This window comes from Salinisphaera sp. C84B14 (assembly GCF_040361435.1).
Taxonomy (GTDB): Bacteria; Pseudomonadota; Gammaproteobacteria; order Nevskiales; family Salinisphaeraceae; genus Salinisphaera.
The window spans coordinates 307,205-329,987 of sequence record NZ_APNL01000001.1 but is presented as its reverse complement, the minus strand read 5'-3'; the positions used below and the strand labels follow the sequence as shown (position 1 = coordinate 329,987).

Here is a 22,783-nt window from a genome sequence, read left to right as displayed (position 1 = left end):
GCAGGCCGTGGCCGTCGGTGAGCGCGGGACGATAGACGGTATCCGCCGGGATCGCGGTGAAGGCGTTGTGGTAGAAATCGTCGTCTTCATCCGCCCTTTCGCCGGCCGGTGATGCCTGCACCTCGGGATGTTCGTTGACGCCACCGTCGGCGCGCGCGGCCCGAACGTGCCAGGCCGGCGGTGCGGCTTCGGCATCGCCGAGCTGGCGCTCGGCTTCGGCGAAGATATCGGCGCCGAGGTTGTTCTTGATGCGGTGGTGCACCCGGGTACACAGGCTGGGTGCGTCGCCGCGGGCGTGGTCGATGAGCACGAAGCGCGTACCGGGGGCGAGCTGGCGTTCGACGCCTTCGCCGTCGATCACGCTTTGCGATGCGATCCAGGCTTCGCGCTGGATGTCGGCGAGGCGCTGGCCGTATTCGCGGGTGGGATAGGCGTACTGGCCGGGGGTGTCCTCGGCGTCGATCGCGATCGGGCCTTGCGGGCCGGCAGCGGACACAGCGCGCATGTCGCGGGTTCGATAGTCCCAGCTGGTCAGGCGCAGCTGGGGGCTATGGCGCTGTTCGCGTGCGCGCCAGTGCTGAATGGCGTCCTGGGTTTCGGTGGCGTCGGCGCGGTGAAAACGAATCGGCCGGCCCTCTTCGGGCTGGAAGGCGCTGTTGTGGTCGGCGATGACCAGCGTATGCGTGCCGAGCGTGTCGGCGGATCGATCGCCGATGTGCTCGAACCAGTAGTACAGGCCCTGGCTGGCGAGCAGACGCTCCACGAAGGCGAGATCGGTTTCGCGATACTGGGTGGTAAGGCTACGCTCGGGGTAGATACCGCGATCGGCCAGATCCCAGCGCCAGGCCGGCGCCAGCGCGCCCTGGCCGACGTAGTCGGAGAACACCGATTCGACGATATCGATCAGGCTGGCGTTCTGGAATACATAGCTGTCGGTGCGATAGCCGAGAAATGCCAGCCAGGGTTCGATGACCAGTCGGTAGCGGGCCGCGCCCTGGTTCGAGCCGATGCGCTCGAAGGCGGTGACGTGGCCATGCCAGGGGCGCAGCTCGGTGCGGGATTCGGCGGTCATCAGTTCCAGTAGGACGGGCTGGCCGATGAGTTCGTCCAGAGCAATGAACGGGTCGGTCGACAGCGCCGTAAGCTCGAAGCGATAACCGGCGCCGTCGCTGATCGCCTCGAGCCCGTCGACGCGCTCGGGCAGCAGCTCCGCCCCGCTGCGCGGGGTGTGCAAGCGCAGCAGGCGGTCGGTCTGGGCGACGCCGGGCAGCACGTTGGCAAGCATGTCGACGAGTGGGTTCATGGCTGGCGGGTCTACTGGCCTGTTCTGGAATGATGTGGCGCGCCCTGCAGGCAACCGGGTTCTACGACCCGCGGCAGGCCCAACAGCGCGCGCATGATGTATGGACTCATGCCTCCACCCTCACCGCACAGGCGAATCCCTGCGTGTTCTCGGGCTCGGTTTCCGTGTTAGCGGCGAACACCAGCGGGGAGTCGCCCGGCTGGGCGAATGCCTTTACGGTTTCGCGCCGGCCATCGTCGTAGCGCACGGCTTTTTGTGTGGCCGGTTCGAGCGTGAGTGTATGAGTATCGGCGGTATACGGCGTGAGTTGCGCGCCGGCCGGCGGATAATTGAGATAGCGCCAACCAGTGGGCGTATCCAGGGCGAGATAGCACGGATTGGGGCCGTCGCCGCTCAGGCGCACGCTGACCACGCCGTCGTCGCTTTTACAGCTCGCCGGCGCGGGCTGTGCGTGCGCACAGCCGAGCAACGCGGCGAATAGCAGGCCGACAACCCATTGACGTCGATACATCATCGCAACCTCCCGCGCTCAAACCTGCACATGCAGATGCGGCGGATGGCGTTCCTGAATGACCCCCCGGGCGCGGTGCGCACGGCACGCCTTTGCTAACGCCTCGCGCTCGCTCGGGCTGCAATCACGCGTGCGAAGCTCCAGGGCGGTGGGATGCAGCTGCCTTGAAATATAGGTGCGCGCGCGCATCTGCTTTTCGATCACGTCGGCCATGGCGCGCACGATGTCGCGCTCGCTCTGGCGTTGCTTGCGGCCGGCGACAAAGGCCTCGTGAATGGCCATCGCAGCCCGGCGCTGGCGATAGACCTGGTACGAACCACCGCGCCTGAATCTGTCGTACATGGCCTGGGCCTGGCTGTCCGGGGTACGGGCCCCGCTGGTCACGACCACCGGTTTGGACACGTCCCGACTTACCGCCGCGACAAAGCGCCGCGCCGCCGCAGACAATCGAACCCCAGCCAACGTCGTGTAACCCGCCATGAACTCAGCCCCGCTCAATCAAACCCATGCCCATCGCCTGCGTCGTCTTCTGCAGCCGCCGCACCGAAACGTACAGAGTGCCTACTCGATATGTCCTTATCTTTTCGGCACCGCGCAAAAGCTCCTAAACACTCGATAAATCCTGATATCTCATAAAGATCGGCCCGAATCCTCATGCCGTATCGAACCTGTCTTTTATCGGCTGTTGCTCATACATCCGGGCTTATCCCGCTCCAGCCCTGCACTTTTCGGCCCGAGAGCAGCCGGTCGCTTATCCAAGTCGCCACAAACGCAAACAATTCAAAGTACGAGCTAAAATCATACCAAACCCAATTTTCGTTTGCTGCTAGTGCCAACAATAGGTAGTTATCCACTCTAACCGCTTGTTTTCACGAGCCTGCCATTCATTGAGGCCATTCTCGAGGCATCGATCAAGCCGCCGCACTAATAACTATGCAGCTCAGGCCGACACCACCTTGTATGTAAATTCCCCGTTTTTCTTCGCGCCGACACGAATCTCGGCAATCGCCTGTCCGTCTGCCATATGCGACAGCACCGCACCGGCGATCTCGGGCAGCAGCGTGCCGGTGAGAATGTTGTCGACGTTGCGCGCGCCGGAGTCCACCTCGGTGCAGCGGGTGAGTACGGCTTCGACGAGCGCGTTGCTGTATTTGAGTTTGGCGTGGTGGTTCTCGGCCACGCGCGCCACGATCCGCTCCAGCTTGAGCCGGATGATCTCGACCAGCGCATCGTCGGATATCGAGTAGTACGGCACGACTTTCAGGCGGCCTAGCAGAGCCGGCTTGAAGGTCTGGTACAGCTCGGGACGCAGCGCCGCATCGAGGCTGTCGATATCCGGCATTTCATCGGCCGCCTTGTTCAAACACGCCTTGGTGGTCGTGGCCGAGCCGACGTTGCTGGTCAGGATGATGATGGTGTTCTTGAAATCGATCGGCCGGCCTTCGGCATCGTCGATCGTGCCCTTGTCGAATACCTGATAGAACAGCTCCATGACGTCCGGGTGGGCTTTTTCCACTTCGTCGAGCAGCACCACGGAATAGGGGTTGCGGCGCACGGCTTCGGTCAGCACCCCGCCCTCGCCGTAGCCCACATAACCGGGCGGCGAGCCTTTCAGGCCGGAGACGGTGTGGGCCTCCTGATATTCGCTCATATTGATGGTGACCAGCTTGCGCTCGCCGCCATACAGAATATCGGCCAGTGCCAGGGCGGTTTCCGTCTTGCCCACGCCGGAGGGGCCGACGAACAGAAACACGCCCTTGGGCTTGCCCGGGTCTTCCAGACCGGCGCGGGCCGTGCGTACCCGCTGGGCCACCGCGGCCAGCGCATGCGACTGGCCGATCACCCGCGCTTCGAGCAGCCGCTGCAGGTCGAGCACGGTGTTGATTTCGTCCTTGATCATCTTGCCGAGTGGAATACCCGTCCACGACGATACGATCTCGGCCACCGCGTGGGCATCCACCTGGTTGGTAACCAGCGGGGATTCGCCTTGCAGGGCCGCGAGTTCGCCCACCAGATTCTTGAGCGTCTGGCGGTCTTCGGCGCTTTGGTCGGCGGCGTCGGCTGGCGGCGCGTTATCAGCTTGGCTCGCAGCCGGATCAGTGGGCTCGGCGTGTCCCGCGGCGGCGCCGCGCGCGCTATTGCGGCCGCCTTCGAGCTTGGCGCGCAGGTCCTGAATCTGTCGCACCAGGGCCTGTTCCTGGGTCCAGCGCTCGCGGTCGGCTTCCAGACTGGCTTCGATGGACTGGCGCAGTTCGTACAGCTCGGCCAGGCGCTCGTCATGGCCATCATCGGCCGCCGCTTCGCGTTCCAGCGCGTCGATTTCAGCCACCAGTCGATCCAGGCGCTTGCTGTCGTCTTCGATACGCGCGGGCGTCGCGCTCTGGCCGAGCGCAACGCGGGCACAGGCGGTGTCCAGCACGCTCACGGCCTTGTCCGGCAGCTGGCGACCGGTGATATAGCGGTGCGACAGGCGCGCGGCCTCGGTGATGGCTTCGTCGAGAATACGCACGTTGAAGTGGGCTTCCATGAGCGGGGCGATACCGCGCAACATGGCCGCGGCCAGCTCGGCATCGGGCTCGTCGACCTTGACCACCTGAAAACGGCGCGCCAACGCGGCGTCCTTTTCGAAGTACTTCTTGTACTCGCTCCAGGTGGTCGCGGCGATGGTGCGCAGTTCGCCGCGTGCCAGCGCCGGCTTGAGCAGGTTGGCGGCATCGCTCTGCCCGGCCTGGCCGCCCGCGCCGATGATGGTGTGTGCCTCGTCGATGAACAGAATGATCGGCACAGGGCTTTTCTTGACCTCGTCGATCACGCCCTTGAGGCGGTTCTCGAATTCGCCCTTCACGCTGGCCCCGGCCTGCAGCAGCCCGAGATCGAGCACGTGCAGGGCCACGTCCTTGAGCGGCGGCGGTACGTCGCCCTCGACGATCTTGAGTGCCAGACCTTCCACGACGGCGGTTTTGCCCACGCCCGCCTCGCCGGTGAGAATCGGGTTGTTCTGGCGACGCCGCAGCAGGATGTCGGTGACCTGGCGAATTTCGAACTCGCGGCCGATCACCGGATCGATCCGGCCTTCGCGGGCGGCCGCGGTGAGGTTGTTGGTGTATTGATCGAGCGCGGGCGTGCGCGAACCTTTCTTTTCGCCGGCGAGCGTTTCCGGATCATGCCCCGCCGTATCGGGCGATTCGCTCCCGGTCTGGCGCAGGCTTTCGGCCGCCTCTTGCGAGCCTTCGGTTAGCGCGTCGAAATCGTGCTTGAGTTCATCGACCTTGAAGCGGGCGAACTCGGCCGAACCGCGAGAGGCGAACTGCGACAGCTCGGATTCGGTAAGCAACGCCAACAGCAGGTGCCCACTGCGAATGCTCGCCGTCTGCGAATCCAGCGAAGCGATCAGCCAGGCGTGCTCGAACAGGGTGGGAATATGGCGCGAAAACACCGGCGTGCGCGTATTGCCGGTCTTGAAGCGGGCGACCTCGGCTTCCAGGTCGCGGCCGAGCACGGCCGGGTCGATACGGCTATTTCGCGCCGCGCGTACCAGGTCGCTGTTCGGCTGCTCGAGCAGGGCCAGGAACAGATGCTCCAGGTCGACCTCGAAGTTGCCGCGCGCCTGCGTAATGGCCGCCGCCCGCTCGGCCGCACGGCGGCAGGTCGGGTTGAGCTTGCTGATCAGCGTCTTGAGATTCGTTGCCATGTTCTTATTCGTAGTTCAAGCCAGTAACTAGGGAAGCTCTGCACAACCTGTCACGGTCGTAGATGAGCGGGGCCGCACGTCATATTCGATAGCCGGCATCGGCACGGGGTGCATCAGGCTGGCGACTGCAAAGAAAGGCATCCCAGCCCAGTCGGCCGTCTTCGCGCTCGGCGTCGAGGGCCGCACCACGGACTTCTTCGGGGGCCAGAATGAGTACGACTTCGTATTCCAGGCGTACGCCGGTAAGTGCCTGGAGGAGTTTCTTCAATGCCTCGGCGCTGTCGCCGCCGGGCAGCAGACCGGTGAACTGCGCACGCTTTAGCGGCCCGATCCACAGCCGCACGCAGATATCGCACTGCATGACCCGTTCGCCGGAGAGCGCGCCACCACCGAGCGTGGCGTTGGCCTGCCCGAGATAGGTGCGCTGGGCGGGGGGCACGTCGTACCAGCGCGCCACGAACTGTTCCAGCCGCACCTCGACGCCGAAATAATCGGCCACGACGCGTTCCACCATGGCCGCCGAGGCAGGCTTGCGCCAGAACGCGCTGGCGTAATTCGCGATCGCTTCCTGATGAATACAGCCGGGCTCTTCGCGAAGCCGCTTCTTGAGCGGATCGAAATCCATGCCGGCGAACGACAGCATGACCGGCAGTGCGCGATCGCGCCGGTCCAGCTCGTAGTGCAGCGGCAAGCGGTACTTTTTCCAGGCGGCATAGAACAGCGCCGCGCTACGGTTGGAGAAAATGTCGAGAAAGGCGCGCGCAGCCCGATCGCGCTGGTAGATCTCGCGGCCGATCAAGCGCTCGGTGTATTGCAGCGGCAAGGCCCCGTTCGTGCCCAGCAGGCCGAAAAACGCGGGCGTGATGGCCACCTGGGCCAAGTCGCCTTCCTCGATGGCGTGGTTGCGCTGTTGTTCGTCCTCGATCGCCGAGCCGTCGAAAGCCAGCGCCAGCGCCTCCTTCAGCTCGCTCGCCGGGAAGTCGAGAGACAGCGTGTTACGAAAACGCAGCCGCTCGGATACAAAATCCACGCGGCGCCCATCGCGACGCGCGAAATAAAGCTCGAGCAGACGCACCGCCTGGAAATAGCCGTAGCGATACGGCTCTTCCAGCAGCGATTGCGTTATGCCAGCACTGAGTCGCCGCCGCGCGGATGGCATCGCAGCAAGACCTCCTCGGTGTGGCCGGACACGATCACCAGCTGGGTAAAGCTGTTTGCGTGGACATAGAACCCCAGAAACCGATCGATAACCTGGGCGAATACGTTGACGCCGATACCGACAAAGCTCTCCTCGTCCACGGTCAGCGTCACCTCGAGACCCCGTACCACGGCAGCGTGATTGCCTCGGGACAGCCAAGTCGTGGTCGGCTGATAGTCCAGCGCCAGAATCCCTTCGATCTGGCGTGAAGAGATGGCCGATCGCGACAGATCGTAGATGCGCAGCACTTCCTTGAATGTTTCCAGCCCACCCTGCACCAGCGATAGATGATCGAGCGCCAGATGCGAAATCAGCCGCCAGTGCGCCTGGCGGCCACGCGCAAAGCGCCTGCCCGGCGAGGGCTTGCGCAGCATCTGGATACGCTGCACCACCGAGCCGCCTTCCAGCGTAAGATCGCCGCCCGGCCGGCCGTAGGCCAGGCGCTCGGGCAGATCGCGATTGGTACAGGTCAAAGCCACGCTGAGCGTGTCGGTATGGGGCTTGACCGGCTCGAAATTCAGATCGACCAGCGTGAGCTCGTATTCGTAGCCCGGGCTGGTTCGCGCGACCATCTCGTCGCGGCTCATCACCCAGTAATGGCCGGCGCTTTCCGGATCCGCGCCGTGCTGGAGCGAATAGAACGGCCGAAACACCGTCACCGACTCGCCTTGCGGGGTCTGGCGAACGCGCTTGACCGACTCTACCGATACCACTTCATAGGCATACGCTCGGCGTGCGTCCGCAACCACGGGGTAGGACGACGCAGTCTCGCTCACGCGTATCGGCTCGCCGCGTTGCGGAAACAGATTCACCACCGGCGTGCAGCCAGTGAGAAGGCTCTCCGCACTCAGGCCTTCGAGCGTACGAGCAATACCCGAATCCGACCGCACGCCGGTGAGCAATAGATGCAGCGTAAAGATACGGGTATCCGATGGCAGCGCCCGCATGAGCGCCGCGAAATCGATATCGACAAAATTGAACTTGTCCGGGAAGGCGAAGAATTCCGTCAACAACCGAAAAGCGGGATGCGAACGATGCGGGTAGTCGATGAGCCCTTCGCTTTCGTCGAAGCCCACCGGCTTGATCGGTATTTCGTCCAGCGCAACCCATTCACCGTGCCGGTCAGCCTCGGCATAGCCCTTGAGGGCGTACATGGACAGGGCATCGCGCAGCGCGGCAGAAAATGACGGCTCGCCATCGATGAACAGCCGCAGGTCGTCGATGCCGAGCGTCGCCGCCCTGGCCTGCTCGGAGGTGATATGAAACGTCAGCGATATCTGGCCGGTGGCGTCCGCCGGGGTGCGCACCGCACGGGGCGGCTGTGCCACCGGCTCGAACGCCGCGCGCTGCAGCTCGAGCGGCCCGAGCGTGACGTCGTAGGCGGTACGAAAACGACAGGGCACATTCTTGACTGGCGCGGAACGAAGCTCGGTGCCGCGGGGTATGGTCGTGGCCTTGCTCAGCTGGCCGGCGGCACTGCCGATATCCAGCCGGGCGATGGAACAGGCCGGGAACGGCCGCAGGTAGTGCGGATAGAGCACCTCCAGCAGCGCGTCGGTAAATTCCGGGTAGTCGTCCTCGATCTTCTTGGCAACGCGCGCGTTGAGCAGCGCGAAGGATTCGATCAGGCGTTCAACGTGCGGATCCTGGCTGACGTCGCCAGACAGCAACAGCCGGCCCGCCACCTTCGGATAACGGCTTGAGAATTCTTTGGCGTACTTGCGCAGGAAGGCGAGCTCACGCTCGTAGAACGGCAGTAACTCTTCCATGGCTTATCCGTCACACCGCTGCGGCGGACGCTTGGCCGCGTTTGCGTGGGCTACAGCGAAAGTCAGCGAAGCCACTCTCATACCAGTGCGCGACGGCTTTTGGAGACGGTGTACTGAAGCGTCGATGGCTGCAGCATTGCATCGAAGCTGACCGGCTCCTGGGCCGGATACATCACTAGCAGAGCAGATATGGCGAAGTGCAATTTGCTGGACAGTTCGTGGTCGAGTTCGAGCGACGCACGCACGTTCTGCAACCGCGGTTCGTGCTTGCTGATGGCCTCTTCCAGGGAACGACACACGTAGCCGCGGTCGTAGGAACTGGCCAAGCTGAGGCCGGAGAAATCGTTCAGGCCGTAATTCAGCACCGAGCGCTGGCACTCCGGATACCCGCTGAGGAGCTCTTGCGAATACACGAGGCGGCTATTGAGCAATGCCTCCAGATCACGGGCCACCGACTCCTTGACCTGTTCGATATTGAGCAGCTCAACCGTGCCCGCCGAAGGCGCACGGGGGTCGTCGTCAAGCAGTTTTTCGAACAGGCTTGGCTCGAATCCAGTCACGTCACTCCCCGCTATAACCGATGGTGCAGTACGCCGCACCCAAGCCGCAGGCGCCCCGACACGCGCCGACATGCGCATGCCCGTCCACGGCTAAACGTTCCCCTGGATGGAACACAACGGCTGCGCGATGCGCGCAGCCGTTGCGAAAGCGGGCCTCAACGCTGCCGGTTCGAGGCAACGTCGAGGCCGCCGACAAGACTGCGCTCAGGAAGCGAACGTCTTGTCGTTCTTGGTCAGGCTCCAGGCGCCCTGCGAGCTACCGCCGGCACCACCGCCGATCTTCTGCTGCGTGTACTTCCACTGTACGGCAGCGTACTTGAGGGCCATGGTTTCGGTCGGAATGCCTTCCGCCTCAACCGAGGGCGCCATATCGGAGACGATGGCATCCTTGAGCTGGATTTCCATGTACTTGATGCGCTGGCCTTCGCCATCCGCACGATAGAATTCGATGGTGACCTTGGAGAAGGTCGTGCCGCCGGAACAGGCCTGATAAAGCTGCGGGCTCACGACGTCCATGTCTTTCGTGAAGATCATGTCTTCGTGTTCGCAACGCTCGGCGGTATGGCCACCCGCGCTGGACGCCGTCGCCGACTTCGGCTGCAGAATCCGGTGATGCCAGGTATGGGCTTCGACCCAGTCCTTGTGATCCTTGTCCTGCGATTCGCCCTTGATGCCGGGGCGATCGAACTTGATATAAATATCCTTCACTGCGGTCCCTCCAAATTTTCAGGATGTCGTCTTAAGTTTCAAATAACCAACAGGAACTTACGACGCGCGCGCCGATTCGGGCAATTCAGCTACCAACCGAAGTGATACCGACAGTTCGTCTAGTTGGAAATGTGGCCTGAGAAAGGCCACCGCCCTATAAGAGCCCGGGCGCCCCGGGATCTCGGACACTTTGATCGACGCTTCCCGCAGCGGGAACTGGGCCTTGGCCTCCTGCGTCGCATTATCGTCTAGCAATACGTACTGGGTGATCCAGTTGTTCAGGAAGTCCTCGACGTTCCCCGCCGAGGCAAAACTACCCACCTTGTCTCGCATCATCGCCTTGAGGTAATGAGAAACCCGCGAAACGGCGAAGATGTACTGCAGCTGTGCCGAAAGCACTGCGTTGGCGTTGGCTGCGTCGGTGTTGTATTTCTTGGGCTTTTGTACCGACTGCGCGCCGAAGAAGGCCGCGTAATCGGTATTCTTGCAATGCACCAGCGGAATAAGGCCCAGATCGCTCAGTTCCTTCTCGCGCCGATCGGTAATGGATATTTCCGTCGGACACTTGAGCGCGATCTCGCCATCGTCGGTCTTGAAGGTATGCGTGGGCAGGTCTTCCACCAGACCGCCACCTTCGACGCCGCGAATGGCCGCGCACCAGCCAAAGTCTTCGAACGCCGCCGTCAGCCGGGCACCGAAAGCATAGGCCGTGTTGCACCACAGATACTTGTCGTGATCCTTGCCGTCGACGTCTTCGACGAAGTTGAAACCGTCGACCGTGGTGCCGTCCTTGGGGTTGTAGGGCAGGCGCCCCAGAAAACGCGGCAGGGTAAGCCCCACGTAGCGCGAGTCTTCCGACTCCCGGAACGACTTCCACTTGGTGTATTCCACCGTGTCGAAGATTTTGGCCAGATCCCGCGGCTTGCTCATCTCGGTATACGAATCGAAGCCGAAAAGCTCCGGCGCAGCTGCCGAGATGAACGGTGCATGCGCGGCCGCCGCGACATGCGACATCTGCTCGAGGAAATGCATATCCTCGGGCTGACGACTGATCTCGAAATCGCCGATGATGGCGCCGAACGCGGAACCGCCGAAGGTGCCGAATTCTTCTTCGTAGACCTTCTTGAACATCGCGCTCTGGTCGAACTCGATAGCAGCCTTGAAGTCCTTGACCAGCTCGCGCTTGGTCGCGGACATCATGCGGATCTTGATCATCGAGCCGGTGGTGGTTTGAGACACCATATAATCGAGGCCGCGCCAGCTGCTTTCGAGCTTTTTGAACTCGGGCGCATGCATGACTTCGCTGAGCTGATCCGAAATCAGCGCGTCAAGTTCGGCAATACGGGCGTCGAGCGTGGCCCCGAGGTTGTCGGACACAACCACGGTGCCATTCATGACGTTATCCACCAGCTCCGAAATGATGTCGCGCGCTCGCGCATGCTCGGAGTCCGACTTGGCGACGCGGCTTTCATCGACGATCTTGTCGAGAAGATTGACCTCTTCGGTCTGGGTCGCGTCGGCCTTGGATTCGTTACTTTGGGCGTTGGCCATTCTTAACTTTCTCCTCGGTCATCGTCGGCTTTGTCGTCAGCCGACGCTGCCGATTTTTTCAGAGCTTCGAGCTGCTCGGTATTGCTCAGCACCTCGGCGAGCATGTCTTCGAGCTTCTCGTTGCCGGCGAGCTTGTTGCGAAGATCCGCAAGCTTGCGGCGCGCATCCACCAACTGCTTGAGCGGCTCGACCTGCTCGACTACCGACTCGGGCGAGAAGTCATCCATGCTCTTGAAGGTCATATCGACGCCGAACTCGCCGCCCTCATCGGAAAGGCGATTGCGCACGCGATAAGCCGCGCGCGGCGCCAGCCCACTCATAACCTCGTCGAGGTTGTCGCGATCGACGGAAATGAACTTGCGATCACGAAGCTTGGGCTGCTCCACTTCCGACTGGCCACGGAAATCACCGACCGCGCCAACCACAAAAGGCAGCTCCTTTTCTTCGATCGCATCGCCCTTTTCGACGTCGTACGTCAGCTGGACGCGCGGCGGACGGACCTTCTGCAGTCGTTTCTGCACACTTTCATTTTTAGCCATGGCGAGACCCCTATTGCGGTAACGTCTGGAGCGACTCGAACGGATCGAGCGAGCCGCCGCTCGAGCCCTGATTATCCGGACCGGCGGGCGTGGAGGCCCCGCCAGATGATGAAGACGATTTTTTACTGTTCGATGAAGAAGCGCTGGAAGAAGACGTCGCCGGCGCCCTGCGAGTGCGCCGCGGGGCGCTACGTCGCCGCGGCGTGCTATCGCCTACAAGCACATCTTCGCCGAGCGTTTCGCGCAGCTGTTGTGCCAGCGCCTGGGCCTCGCTGCGAACCGAGCCTTCGAGCTTGCTGCCCGCGCGCAGCGCCTTGATCGCGCGCTCTGCCAGCCGAAGACTGCTGACGATAATGATGCTGTTCGCTTCCAGATTGGACGGCTCGCGATTCACGGCTTCTTCTGCGGCCACAATCGCGGTGTCGTAGCTGTTGGCATCGAAGCGGATCTGCGCGATGTTCAACCAAGGCGTAACCGACACCGGATTGCGCTCCGCAGCTTGGCGCAGCAGCTCAACCGCGGCGTCGTCCCTGCCGCTGTCCCGCGCCTCGCCCGCCTCGGCGAGCAGCGCCTGCTCGGACTTGGGCGCGGCATCGATATCGCCCTTCCCGGAGGTTGCGCAACCCGAAAGCACCGATGCCGCGACCAGCATCCCGGCAATCGAAACCAACCGCACCCCCGGACCGATCCCCATATATCCATTCATTTGCAGCTGCAAACCTTAAGTGCCTCTCGTGGCGAGTATTCTCGACACATGGTAAAACGTCTGTGTATAACAATAACACTTTTTTTCACCAGTGCACGACACTGTTATTATCATTTCAACGATTTTCAACGAAAACAGAATTTAATGGCAAAACACGGGAATAACGAAACGCTGTTTTACTGCGTACTCACTTCATTGTTTGCAATCTTATTGCTATCGGTATCCGGATGCAGCCTGCTTTCCGGCGGTGATAATACGAAGAAGGCGCCGGAACCGATCGGCAAATTCAGCAGTGAGGGCAACCAGCCTAGAATAAGCCTGAAACTGTTCGCGGGCGGTAACATGAACCTGAGTGAGTACGGCGACCCGCTTGCCTTGCTGGTCAAGCTCTATGTGCTCAAAGACACCAACGCGTTCGAACAGGCAGATTACGACACGTTTCTCGACGACGATCGGACCCGCGAGCTGCTGGGAGACGACCTCATAGAAACGCGCGAAACCCTGCTGGTACCGTCGCAGACTTACGAAACGCAGGTCCCGCAGCTACCGGCAGGCACCTATCTAGGCGTGGTTGCGCTGTTTCGCAATCCTGCGCCGGAACGTTGGCGCTTCGCCTTCGATCTGACGCCCGAAAAGGCTGAACCGGTCGTCGCCGGCTTGCATGCCTGCGCGATGACCATTACGAGCGGCAGCGTTGTAAACGCGCCGGAATATTCGCTGCGGCGCCTTTCGAACGTGCACTGCGACGACTAGGCGCCAGCGCCCCGCGCCCTGTTTAAAAAGAATGACGCATGAATGAATTAGTCTGCCAGGACGCAAGCGCGACACGGACCGGCGTGTCGCCGGCCGGTTGCCGCGCCCTGCTGCATGGGCCGTGTGCCACGATCAACGGAATGAGTGATTGATGAACGGAAACAGACGTGTTTTGTGGGGCGAAGGCCTTTTCCTGAGGCCGCAGCACTTCCAGCGTCAGGATGCATTCCATGACGGGCGCATGCGCGAGGTCATGGCGGATCTGCACCCTTACGCCTGGGGGATCCGCGCCAGCCGTGTCGACGTTGGCGCGCTTCGCAACGGCGTATTCCGGCTGGAATCGTTGTCGGCGATCTTTCCCGACGGGGAAACGGTGAACGCACCCGACAGCGATCCCCTGCCGGAGGCCATCGGCCTCGACGCCCTGCCCGATAATACGTCGAGCGTGGTCATCCATGCGGCCATTCCCCGCTTCAAGAATCACGGCGGCAATCTCGGCGCCGACGGCAATGGGCTGTCACGCTACGTGAAGACAACTGCGCAGACCGCCGATCTGTTCACCGACGCGAGCGAGGCGGAGATCGCGTTTCTGGGTAAGTCGGTGCGCCTGCTCACCGACGACAAACCCCGCGACGAGTTCATCTGTCTGCCGATCGCACGGGTCGAACGTGCCTCGACCGGCGGTTTCGAACTCGACAAGAGCTTCATGCCACCCTGTCTTAACATCGAGGCGTCGCCGCTGCTGCAACAGCAGTTGCGCAGCCTGCTCGACGCGTTACAGGCCAAGGTCGAAGCGCTGTATGGCCATCACCGCGAGCCCAGCAAACATGTGATCGAGTTCAGATCCGGCGACATCGCCTCCTTCTGGCTGTTGCACACGGCAAGCACTTCATTCGCGCGGCTTTCGCATTTTCTGCACCATCCGGGGCTCTACCCGGAGCGTCTCTACCAGCAGATGCTCGAGCTTGCCGGCTCGCTGATGACTTTTTCGAAGGTCTATACGCTGAATGATCTGCCGGCGTATAGCCACGATGATCCCGGGCCGTGTTTCGACGCACTCATGCGTATCAATCGGGAGCTTCTGGAAGCGGTTATTTCCGAGCGCTATTTCAAGATAGCGCTCACCGAGCAGCGGCCTTCGTACTATCTGGGCCAGCTCGCTTCCGATCGAATCGACGAACGTACGGAACTGTATCTATCGGTGGGCGCCGACATGCCGGCCACCGAACTCATCGACGTGGTGCCCGTACGCTTCAAGGTCGGCGCGCCGGACGACGTCGAAAAATGCGTGCTCTCGGCGTTGCCCGGTGTCAAACTCGTGCATACCCCGCAGGCGCCCGCAGCCGTGCCAGTGCGCAGCGGCCAATACTACTTCGCGCTTCAGGCCCAGGGCCCGCTGTATGAGCGCATGCTCAAGGCCGGTTCCGTGATGATCTATGTGCCCAACGGGGTGTCCGACCTCAAGCTCGAGCTAATCGCGGTCACGCCATGAATACATCAGCCAACAGCAACCGACCCAGCATGTTCAACAGCGAGAGCTCCAGCCCGGATACGGCCTATCCCGGGGTGGAGCACGACGGCAACAAAACGCTGGTCGATCTTTTATATAACGGTTTCTATCTGCTTTTCGCGCTGCGCAATGGCCAGTTGCCGCAGGACGCCGCCGCGTTTGCAAATGCGGTCGAACGCTATCTTGACGAGTTCGAACGCTCCGCCAAGAAGCTGGGCAAATCCACCGAGGATATCTACGCGGCGAAATACGCCTTCTGTGCCGCGGTCGATGAAACCGTTCTTGCCGAAGCCGCGGATATTCGCGACGAATGGGGCCGACGCCCGCTGCAGCTCGAGCTTTTCGGCGACCAGCTGGCCGGCGAACATTTCTTCGACCGCCTCGAGGAATTACGCGCCCAGGGCCGCTCCCGCATTGAGGCACTGGAAGTGTTCTATATGTGCCTACTGCTCGGCTTCAAGGGCAAGTTCGCGCTTGAGGGATCGGAAAAGCTGGGCTATCTCACCGCCCGGCTCGGCGACGAAATTGCCAACATGAAGGGCCGGCGCGCGGGTTTCGCGCCACACTGGGAACCGCCGGACTCGGTCGCTCATACGCTCAAGCGCGAAGTGCCGGCCTGGGTGGTTGCCAGCGTCTGCGCGCTCGTGGGCGCGGTGGCGCTGGTGGGCCTCAACGCGAGCTTGTCGAACAGCAGTGAGCACCGGCTTGCCCAATACAACGATGTCGTACAGCTGCCGCCTTCGGCCGCCCACTTGACTATAACGCTGCCCTAGACACCGGCAGGTGATCATATGGCACAGTCCGATCTAGCCATCAGCAAAATCCGCCAGGCCTTCCAGGCCGTCTACAGCCAGCACGGCCGCCTGCTGGCGGTCGAAACACCGCTGGGCGAAGACGCGTTCGTAGTCGAACGCATGCACGGGCGCGAAGCCATCAGCGAATGCTTCGAGTTCGTCATCGACTGTACCGCCCCGTCGGCCCATTTCGAACTCAAGTCCCTGATCGGCCAGCCCATGACCCTGCGTCTGGCCCAGGCCAGTGGGCCCGCGCGGGCCTGGCACGGTTATATCACCCAGGCCGGCTTTCTCGGCGCCGATGGCGGGCTGGCCCGCTACCGGCTGCATCTGCAGCCCTGGCTTTCGTTTCTCTCGCGTCGGCGTAACTGCCTTGTCTTTCAGGATCTCGACGCCCTCGAAATCATCGAACGTATCTTTGCCGACTATCCCCAGGCCGATTACAGCGTCGATGTCAGCCAGTCTTTGGCCAAGCGCCCCCGCTGTACCCAGTATCGCGAAACCGATCTCGCCTTCGTCGAGCGTCTGCTGGCCGAAGAAGGCCTGAGCTTTCATTTTCGCCACGACCCGAACGCCTCGGCGGCCGATACCGAACACGGCGCGAGTCACGGGCCACAGCTGCGTATCTTCGATCGCCAGGCCGATGCGCCCGACGTCGAGCCGGCCGCGATCCGTTTTCATCGTATTTCCGCAGCCGAAACCGAAGACGCCATCACCACGTTCAGTGCCCGGCGGGCCCTGGCGCCCAATACCGCCACGCTCTCGGCCTGGGACGCCTTCAAGCTCAAGGCCCATGCCGCCCAGGCCGAACAGGCCGGCCCCGACCTGCCGGCGCTGGAAATATATGACGGCAGCCGCAGCAGCTGGCGTCATCAAGACGACGCCGGCATCAGCCAGAGCGTCGACAACGCCCTCGCCGCCGCGCGCCTGAAGTCCATCAGCGCCTCCGGTACGGCCAGTGCCCGCCAACTCGCCGCCGGCTGTGCCTTCACGCTCACCGACCATGCCAGTGACAACGGCCGCTATGTGCTCTGCGCGGTCGAGCATCGCGCCGCCAACAATCTCGGCGCCCATCTCGCCCATCTGCTGAGCACCACCGATATCGAATTCGGCAGCTATCGCAATGCCTTCGTATGCGTGCCGGACACCACGGCCGTGGTGCCCACCTTCATCGCCGCCCCCGAAGCCGCCGGCCCGGAGAGCGCACTCGTTGTCGGCGTGGCCGATGAAACGCTCACCAGCAGCCGCGATCACAGCGTCAAGATCCAGTTCCCCTGGCAACGCGGCGAGCAACCCACACCGGGTGGCCTGCGCGAAACCCACAGCTCTGCCCATCCCGAAGGCAATGCCCCCGGCGACGAACGTGCCGGCACCTGGGTGCGGGTGGCCGAAGGCCTGGCCGGGCCCAACTGGGGGGATCACTTCACCCCGCGTATCGGCAGCGAAGTGCTGGTAGATTTTCTCGACGGCGATTTCGACCAGCCGATCATTACTGGCCAGTTCTATAACGGCAGCGACGCGCCGCCCTTCGCCGCCGGCGCGAACAGCGCCGCGAATCATCCCGGCACCCTATCCGGCACCCATAATCAGGCCCTGGATGGCAGCGGCCATAACCAATGGGTGCATGACGATGCCCCGGGACAGCTCAGAACCCGGCTGGCCACCACCCAGGCCGACAGCGCCCTCAATCTGGGGTATCTGATCGATCAACAAGGCGCCCACCGCGGCGCCTATCGCGGCCAGGGCGCCGAGCTCAAAACCGCCGGCTGGGCCGCGCTGCGCGCGCCCGAAGGGCTGCTCGTCTCCAGCAGCGCGCGTTCACGTGCCACATCCACCGCCCAGGACGTCACCGAAGCCGTCGGCCAGCTCAAGGCCGCCCAAGAGCGTGCGACGAGCCTGTCGGATGCGGCCAGCGCACAAAGCGCCACGGGCCTGAACGCCAACCGCGCCCAAGCTGATTTCACCCAGGCGATCGATCCAGACGCCGACGGCGTCTATACCGGCCCGGTCGGCGGCCAGGATCATCGCAAGCCCGCATCCGGACAACGCGACGGCGGCGACCCGGCCGAACGCTTTGCCAAACCCTTCGTGTTCGTCGACAGCCCGAGTACCGTCGCCTTCACCACGCCCGCATCGCAGCTGCACTATGCCGGCCAGAACACCCATGTCACCACCCAGGGCGAAACCCAGCACACGGCCGGCGCGACCTACAGCAGCGTGGCCGGTGCGACCACCAGCCTCTACACCCACGACGGCGGCGCCCAGGCCGTGGCCGCCAACGGCCCACTGTCTCTACAAGCCCACGACGACACGCTGGAGATCCTCGCCGACGACAGCGTGACGGTGAGCAGCAGCAGCGACACCGTCAACGTCTTCGCCCAGACCAAGATCGTGCTCACCTCGGGCCAATCCACCGTGACGCTCGAAGGCGGCAATATCACCTTCGCCTGTCCGGGTACGTTTACCGTCAAAGGCGGGGCGCATGGGTTTGTGGGGCCGGTGAGTCAGCCGGCGCAACTCCCACCATTGCCGTCAGGAGCTGTTCGAATGACAAACGCGGCTAATAAAGCGGATCTTAGCTCCGCCGCGCCAAAACGGCCTTTCAGCTACTATTGCCCCAAAGTACTGGCGCACGAGGGCGGTTTTGTTGACGATCCCGATGACCCAGGTGGAGCAACAAATAAAGGAATAACTCTAAAGACCTATCAGCGCTATAGCGAGAGCCTACTAGGCAAAGAGGCCACACTCGAAAATTTAAAGTCGATTACCGACGGTGAAGCTTGCAAAATATACAAAGAAAAATACTGGGATAGCGTCCACGGCGATCAAATTAATGATAGCGAACTGGCCTACCAGATAACGGATTTCAAAATCAACGCGGGATCAAACGCGATAACTACGCTTCAAGAAACGTTAAAAAGCTCTGGGGAGAATGATTTGACGGTCGACGGCAAGTTCGGCCCGAAAACATTATCAGCAGTAAACTCCGCCAACTCGCCAGAGCTCTATCGATCCCTTAGAAGCGCGCGCATCAGTTATTACGAAAACCTTGCCCACAGCAATCCGGAGCGTTATAGCAAGTTTTTGAAAGGGTGGAAAAACCGTGCTAAAGATTTCGACTATTACTAGACCATTTTTAATTTTAGCTATTACTCTTTTCTTCAGCTCGTGCCATGCGGATGATTCCGGCATCGAAGGCAAATGGGCTAAAGAAACTGCGCGCACAACGCTCACGGTAAAAGTAAGCGAAGAGCACGGCCATAATTACTTGTCGTATTGTTTTATTTTCGACAACGGTAACAGAATAAATTGCGCGAGCAACGACTCGGTTGAACGGTTCAAGCTAACCAAAACCAGCGATTCCGGGTGTTATACAACGGAAATTCATAGCTATTATGAATCCTCGCTAGCAACCACAGTGTCCCTGTGCGTAAATGAAAATGAGCTCATTTGGCGAACGCAAGGTGCAAACGACCTCTCCTACATACCGAACAACCTGACGTTTGCACGAGATTCGAGCTGACTCACGATAAACTCGTCCGCGCCACGGTTGCGGCGCAGCCAGACCCGTTCGACATGACGACTTGAGACCGCCCCCCCCTAGATCAGTGGCGTGCGCGTCACGCCGGGCCCTCGCCTTGCGTAGCGAGAATGTAGTAGGAACTAATGCCTGCGTGTATAGCGCACACCGAAAGTGAGCGTTCGCAATAGCGGCGTTCTCTTTTTTCGATTGCGCTAACCGGCCTAGACCCCTCGATCGAACAGTTCATGGCGAAGACTGAGCTGGACCCCGAAAACCGGACAGAGCACTAAGTGACGATCTGCTCCACAATGGCCGCACCCGGCCAAGGAGCAAGTATGCGACGAAAACGCCGTAATCACTCACCGGCCTTCAAGGCCAAGGTGGCGCTGGCCGCCGTACAAGGCGATCGAACGCCCGCCGAACTGGCCCAGCAGTTCGACGTGCATGCAAACCAGATCACGCAGTGGAAACGCCAGCTGGTCGAAGGCGCGACCGAGACGTTCGACAAGGGATCATCGGCCTCGGATAACCAAGCCCAGATCGACTCGCTGCATGCCAAGATCGGCGAGCTGTCGATGGAGAACGATTTTTTGGAGCGCGGGCTCGCGCGCTTCGACCCGAAGCGCGTCGGGCCATGATTGGTCGCGACCACACGTTGCCGATCACGCGCCAGTGCCGTGTCCTTGGTGTGGCCCGATCGACGGCCTACTATCGGCACAAGCCGGTATCGAACGCGGATCAAAAGCTCATGCAGCGTATCGATGCGCTGCATCTCGAGCGACCGTTTCTCGGCAGCCGACGCATCGCCGATGCCCTGGCCGACGAAAACGGCCTGACGGTCAATCGCAAGCGCATACAGCGTTTGATGCGGGTTATGGGTATCACCGCCCTGTATCCAAAACCGCGCTTGTCACGACCGGCCCCGGGGCATCGGATTTATCCGTATCGCCTGCGGGGCCTGAGGATCGATCAGCCCAACCAGGTCTGGGCAAGCGATATCACGTATCCACCCATGGCGCGCGGCTTTTTATACCTCGTCGCCGTTATGAACTGGTACTCGCTCAAGGTACTGGCCTGGCAGGTGTCGAACACGCTCGATGACACGTTCTGCGTCGATGCCCTGCAGCGTGCGATCGCACGCTATGGGCGACCCGAGATCTTCAACACGGATCAGGGTAGCCAATTCACGGGTCGCGCGTTCACCGGCGTACTCGAAGCGCACGCGATCACGATCAGTATGGATGGCCGCGGGCGCTGGATGGATAACGTCTTCATCGAACGACTCTGGCGCAGCGTGAAATATGAGGAGGTCTATGTGAAGGCTTATGACAGCGGGCGCGACGCCAAGGCGGGCTTGGCCGATTACTTCGCGTTCTACAATGCCAAGCGCCATCATCAGGGCCTTGATCGGGCTACGCCCGATCGGGTCTACTTCAACGACCAGCCGCTACCGCGGGCGGCTTAACCCGGCAGGTCATCACTTAGAAAACGCCGCGGACTGTCCAACGGGTGGGGTCCAGCTCAGACCGAGTTCGGATTTAACCCAGACGCTGCTGCAGGCACAACGCCTGCGGATGGTATCGGACAGTTTATTGATGCCACCAGAAAGCAGTATGGGCGGAGTTCAAATGCTGACCGCTTCGATATTAAAAAGGATCGGCAGCTTTAGTCGATTCGTATGCCAACAGCAAGCGCCTGATGCAGAAAAACTATAGTGGCTCTGATCTATACAATATGATTTATGCTAATCACCACGACGGCCTATCGCTAAGTTACGGCGGCGAAAAGATAGCGTAGACCAAGGTCATGCCGGACTTCAGGAAATTTAAGACGCGATGTGTAAAGAGTTTATGCAACAGTGAGAGTTCTGCTCTTTTAGCTGCGGTATTTTTTGCGTCGTGTTCCTTCGCGAACTCTTATTCGATTGAAGACGGAGACTTCTCGCCCGCATCGAAACAACTGTCGGAACAAATGGAGTCCGCGAAAAGCTTTGCACCTTTCTTAGACGAAAAATGCAGCCTGATGCAGAAAAAGGTCGCTCTTGAGGATGCAGAGCGCCAAACTACCGAAATTCTTTTCCTGACTACTTCCGATCGATGTGGCTGGGGTGCGGCGTTAGGGCCTATATGGTTGGTACTGAAAAATAGTCGTAAATATAAGCAGATTTTTCACAACGCCGGCTATTCGATCAAAGTGCTGCCCACAGCTACCAACGGACTCTCCAACATAGAGCTAATCCAAGGGACGGCGGGCACTTCAAAAAATAGGCGATATCGTTTCGTTGATGGGGAATATGCGAGTTATTAGCGCTATATTCATGAATATTTTATTTTAGACCAAGTTCCTTTTTAGTCCCGAAATCGATGATAAGCACGCTGCACGCGCGAATCACAGTGGTGCGGCCAAGCCGCAAACCAGCCGGAAAATCCAAGACGGCGGCGCCCAGGCCGTGGCCACCAACGGCCCACTGTCTCTACAAGACCACGACGACACGCTGGAGATCCTCGCCGACGACAGCGTGACGGTGGCCAGCAGCAGCGACACCGTCAACGTCTTCGCCCAAACCAAGATCGCGCCCACCTCGGGTCAGTCCACCGTGACCCTTGAAGGCGGCAATATCACCTTCTCCTGTCCGGGTACGTCTACCGTCAAAGGTGGGGCGCATGGGTTCGTGGGGTTGGCACAAGATACTAGCCAACCAACACCATTATCGACCGGACAAGTAGAGCCACGAATAGAACCATTCAACAATGACAGATTCGATGAGGCTATTCGACTTGTGCGGAGCGATGGATACGCCACTTCCGGAGTCGATTACACCCTCCATCTCTCTAATGGAGAGGTGGTTAACGGAACGACCGATGCCTATAGCAAAACTAAGCGTGTACGTACAAGTCGCGCGGAGAAGCTAATTAAGCCAGAGCTCTGCGGAACAGACAAGGTGGGACGCCCACAGCATCAGGCCCAGGCTGGGGATCAGCGACGTCGGGTGGAGCTGATACTTAACAATGTAGAAACGAACCAGCAAAACATTGGTTCCTCCATCAAAGAAGTAAAAACGCCTGAAGGCAAAAGTCGCCCGTTAGCCAACGGTGAAATTGCGCTAGCCAGGAAAATATTCGGCGATTCTATTGATTACAGTAAGATACGCGTTCACAACGACGAGTATTTGTGGCTGGGACTACAGTCCGACGACACTGCTATGACTCCGAACCGAGAGCTATATTTCAACCCGAAGAATTTTCTGGAAGACTACTCGACTGACACACCGGGAAACAAATGGTGGTTTATGCACGAGATGACTCACATTTGGCAATATCAGCTGAGTTATCCGGTTAAGTGGCGAGGCGCGCTCCGTCTCGGCCTGTCGTACGAATATTCTCTCTCGGAGAACAAGCGGCTAAGCAACTACAATATGGAAGCGCAAGGCAATATCCTGGCAGATTACTTCGCTCTTAAGGTATTAACACGGCCAGATGTCGTAGCACAGGCTCAATACCGAAATAATTAGTCAATACCTTTAATGGAAGTGGTATTGCAGAATTTCCTGACAGATCCTAAAAATGCCAAGAACTTACCGTAGATCAACTGGGCTTCTTTATGTCGTTTTGACTTTCGGAGCTTTGCTCGCAAGCGGCTGTGTATGGCCGTGGCCAGGGCCAGAAAT

Annotated in this window: 18 protein-coding genes; 7 read left to right on the top strand and 11 right to left on the bottom strand. The window is 60.6% G+C overall.

The genetic code is table 11. The annotated features are described in order from the left end of the window. The 11 genes from C84B14_RS01480 to C84B14_RS01430 all read right to left on the bottom strand — a co-directional run. The coding region (locus C84B14_RS01480) for a type VI secretion system Vgr family protein (protein WP_353221546.1) at window positions 1–1,303 on the bottom strand (1,303 nt) is incomplete at its 3' end. A 106-nt stretch (window positions 1,304–1,409) separates the two neighbouring features. Beyond that, the gene (locus C84B14_RS01475; protein ID WP_353221545.1) at window positions 1,410–1,814 is read right to left on the bottom strand and encodes a hypothetical protein; all 405 of its coding nucleotides are present in this window, start codon (window positions 1,812–1,814) and stop codon (window positions 1,410–1,412) included. A gap of 18 nt (window positions 1,815–1,832) precedes the next feature. Next, window positions 1,833–2,294, bottom strand: coding sequence for a hypothetical protein (locus C84B14_RS01470; RefSeq protein WP_353221544.1), 462 nt, complete (start codon window positions 2,292–2,294; stop codon window positions 1,833–1,835). A 460-nt stretch (window positions 2,295–2,754) separates the two neighbouring features. After that, the gene (gene tssH / locus C84B14_RS01465) at window positions 2,755–5,505 is read right to left on the bottom strand and encodes a type VI secretion system ATPase TssH (RefSeq protein WP_353221543.1); all 2,751 of its coding nucleotides are present in this window, start codon (window positions 5,503–5,505) and stop codon (window positions 2,755–2,757) included. 79 nt (window positions 5,506–5,584) lie between these two features. Continuing rightward, the gene (gene tssG, locus C84B14_RS01460; RefSeq protein WP_353221542.1) at window positions 5,585–6,664 is read right to left on the bottom strand and encodes a type VI secretion system baseplate subunit TssG; all 1,080 of its coding nucleotides are present in this window, start codon (window positions 6,662–6,664) and stop codon (window positions 5,585–5,587) included. Next, window positions 6,628–8,472 (bottom strand): type VI secretion system baseplate subunit TssF, encoded by a 1,845-nt coding sequence (gene tssF, locus C84B14_RS01455; protein WP_353221541.1) that lies wholly within the window; start codon window positions 8,470–8,472, stop codon window positions 6,628–6,630. Before tssF ends, tssG begins: the two co-directional genes overlap by 37 nt. A 77-nt stretch (window positions 8,473–8,549) precedes the next feature. Then, a complete protein-coding gene (gene tssE, locus C84B14_RS01450; RefSeq protein ID WP_348766504.1) occupies window positions 8,550–9,032 on the bottom strand; it encodes a type VI secretion system baseplate subunit TssE in 483 nt (160 codons plus the stop codon). A 204-nt stretch (window positions 9,033–9,236) separates the two neighbouring features. Continuing rightward, window positions 9,237–9,740, bottom strand: coding sequence for an Hcp family type VI secretion system effector (locus C84B14_RS01445; protein ID WP_293627297.1), 504 nt, complete (start codon window positions 9,738–9,740; stop codon window positions 9,237–9,239). A 57-nt stretch (window positions 9,741–9,797) separates the two neighbouring features. Next, complete coding sequence (tssC, locus tag C84B14_RS01440; RefSeq protein WP_353221540.1) at window positions 9,798–11,291, bottom strand: type VI secretion system contractile sheath large subunit; 1,494 nt, start codon at window positions 11,289–11,291, stop codon at window positions 9,798–9,800. A gap of 2 nt (window positions 11,292–11,293) precedes the next feature. After that, complete coding sequence (tssB, locus tag C84B14_RS01435) at window positions 11,294–11,830, bottom strand: type VI secretion system contractile sheath small subunit (RefSeq protein WP_348766506.1); 537 nt, start codon at window positions 11,828–11,830, stop codon at window positions 11,294–11,296. 10 nt (window positions 11,831–11,840) lie between these two features. Beyond that, on the bottom strand, window positions 11,841–12,548 hold the full coding sequence (locus C84B14_RS01430) for a hypothetical protein (protein WP_353221539.1): 708 nt from the start codon (window positions 12,546–12,548) through the stop codon (window positions 11,841–11,843). Between the two features lie 36 nt (window positions 12,549–12,584). Here C84B14_RS01430 and tssJ point away from each other — a divergent pair, with 36 nt between their 5' ends. From tssJ to C84B14_RS01395, 7 genes are all read left to right on the top strand, one after another. Continuing rightward, window positions 12,585–13,289, top strand: a complete 705-nt coding sequence (gene tssJ, locus C84B14_RS01425) for a type VI secretion system lipoprotein TssJ (protein ID WP_353221538.1) — start codon at window positions 12,585–12,587, stop codon at window positions 13,287–13,289. A gap of 151 nt (window positions 13,290–13,440) precedes the next feature. After that, the gene (tssK, locus tag C84B14_RS01420; RefSeq protein ID WP_353221537.1) at window positions 13,441–14,781 is read left to right on the top strand and encodes a type VI secretion system baseplate subunit TssK; all 1,341 of its coding nucleotides are present in this window, start codon (window positions 13,441–13,443) and stop codon (window positions 14,779–14,781) included. Next, window positions 14,778–15,572, top strand: a complete 795-nt coding sequence (icmH, locus tag C84B14_RS01415) for a type IVB secretion system protein IcmH/DotU (RefSeq protein ID WP_348766510.1) — start codon at window positions 14,778–14,780, stop codon at window positions 15,570–15,572. The genes tssK and icmH overlap by 4 nt, the downstream gene beginning before the upstream one ends. An 18-nt stretch (window positions 15,573–15,590) precedes the next feature. Continuing rightward, window positions 15,591–18,722, top strand: coding sequence for a type VI secretion system tip protein TssI/VgrG (gene tssI, locus C84B14_RS01410; protein WP_353221536.1), 3,132 nt, complete (start codon window positions 15,591–15,593; stop codon window positions 18,720–18,722). A gap of 729 nt (window positions 18,723–19,451) precedes the next feature. After that, window positions 19,452–20,581, top strand: a protein-coding gene (locus C84B14_RS01405) for an IS3 family transposase (protein WP_502949879.1) whose coding sequence is annotated in 2 segments (ribosomal slippage) — window positions 19,452–19,713 and window positions 19,713–20,581 — 1,131 coding nt in all. Because the reading frame shifts where the segments join, the coding sequence is not laid out codon by codon here. Window positions 20,582–20,922: 341 nt separating this feature from the next. Further along, window positions 20,923–21,423 carry a hypothetical protein gene (locus tag C84B14_RS01400; protein ID WP_353221534.1) on the top strand — a complete coding sequence of 167 codons (501 nt, stop codon included), beginning with the start codon at window positions 20,923–20,925 and terminating at the stop codon, window positions 21,421–21,423. Between the two features lie 52 nt (window positions 21,424–21,475). Continuing rightward, window positions 21,476–22,627: a DUF2345 domain-containing protein gene (locus C84B14_RS01395; protein WP_353221551.1), complete on the top strand. Its 1,152-nt coding sequence runs from the start codon at window positions 21,476–21,478 to the stop codon at window positions 22,625–22,627. Window positions 22,628–22,783: the final 156 nt, after the last annotated feature.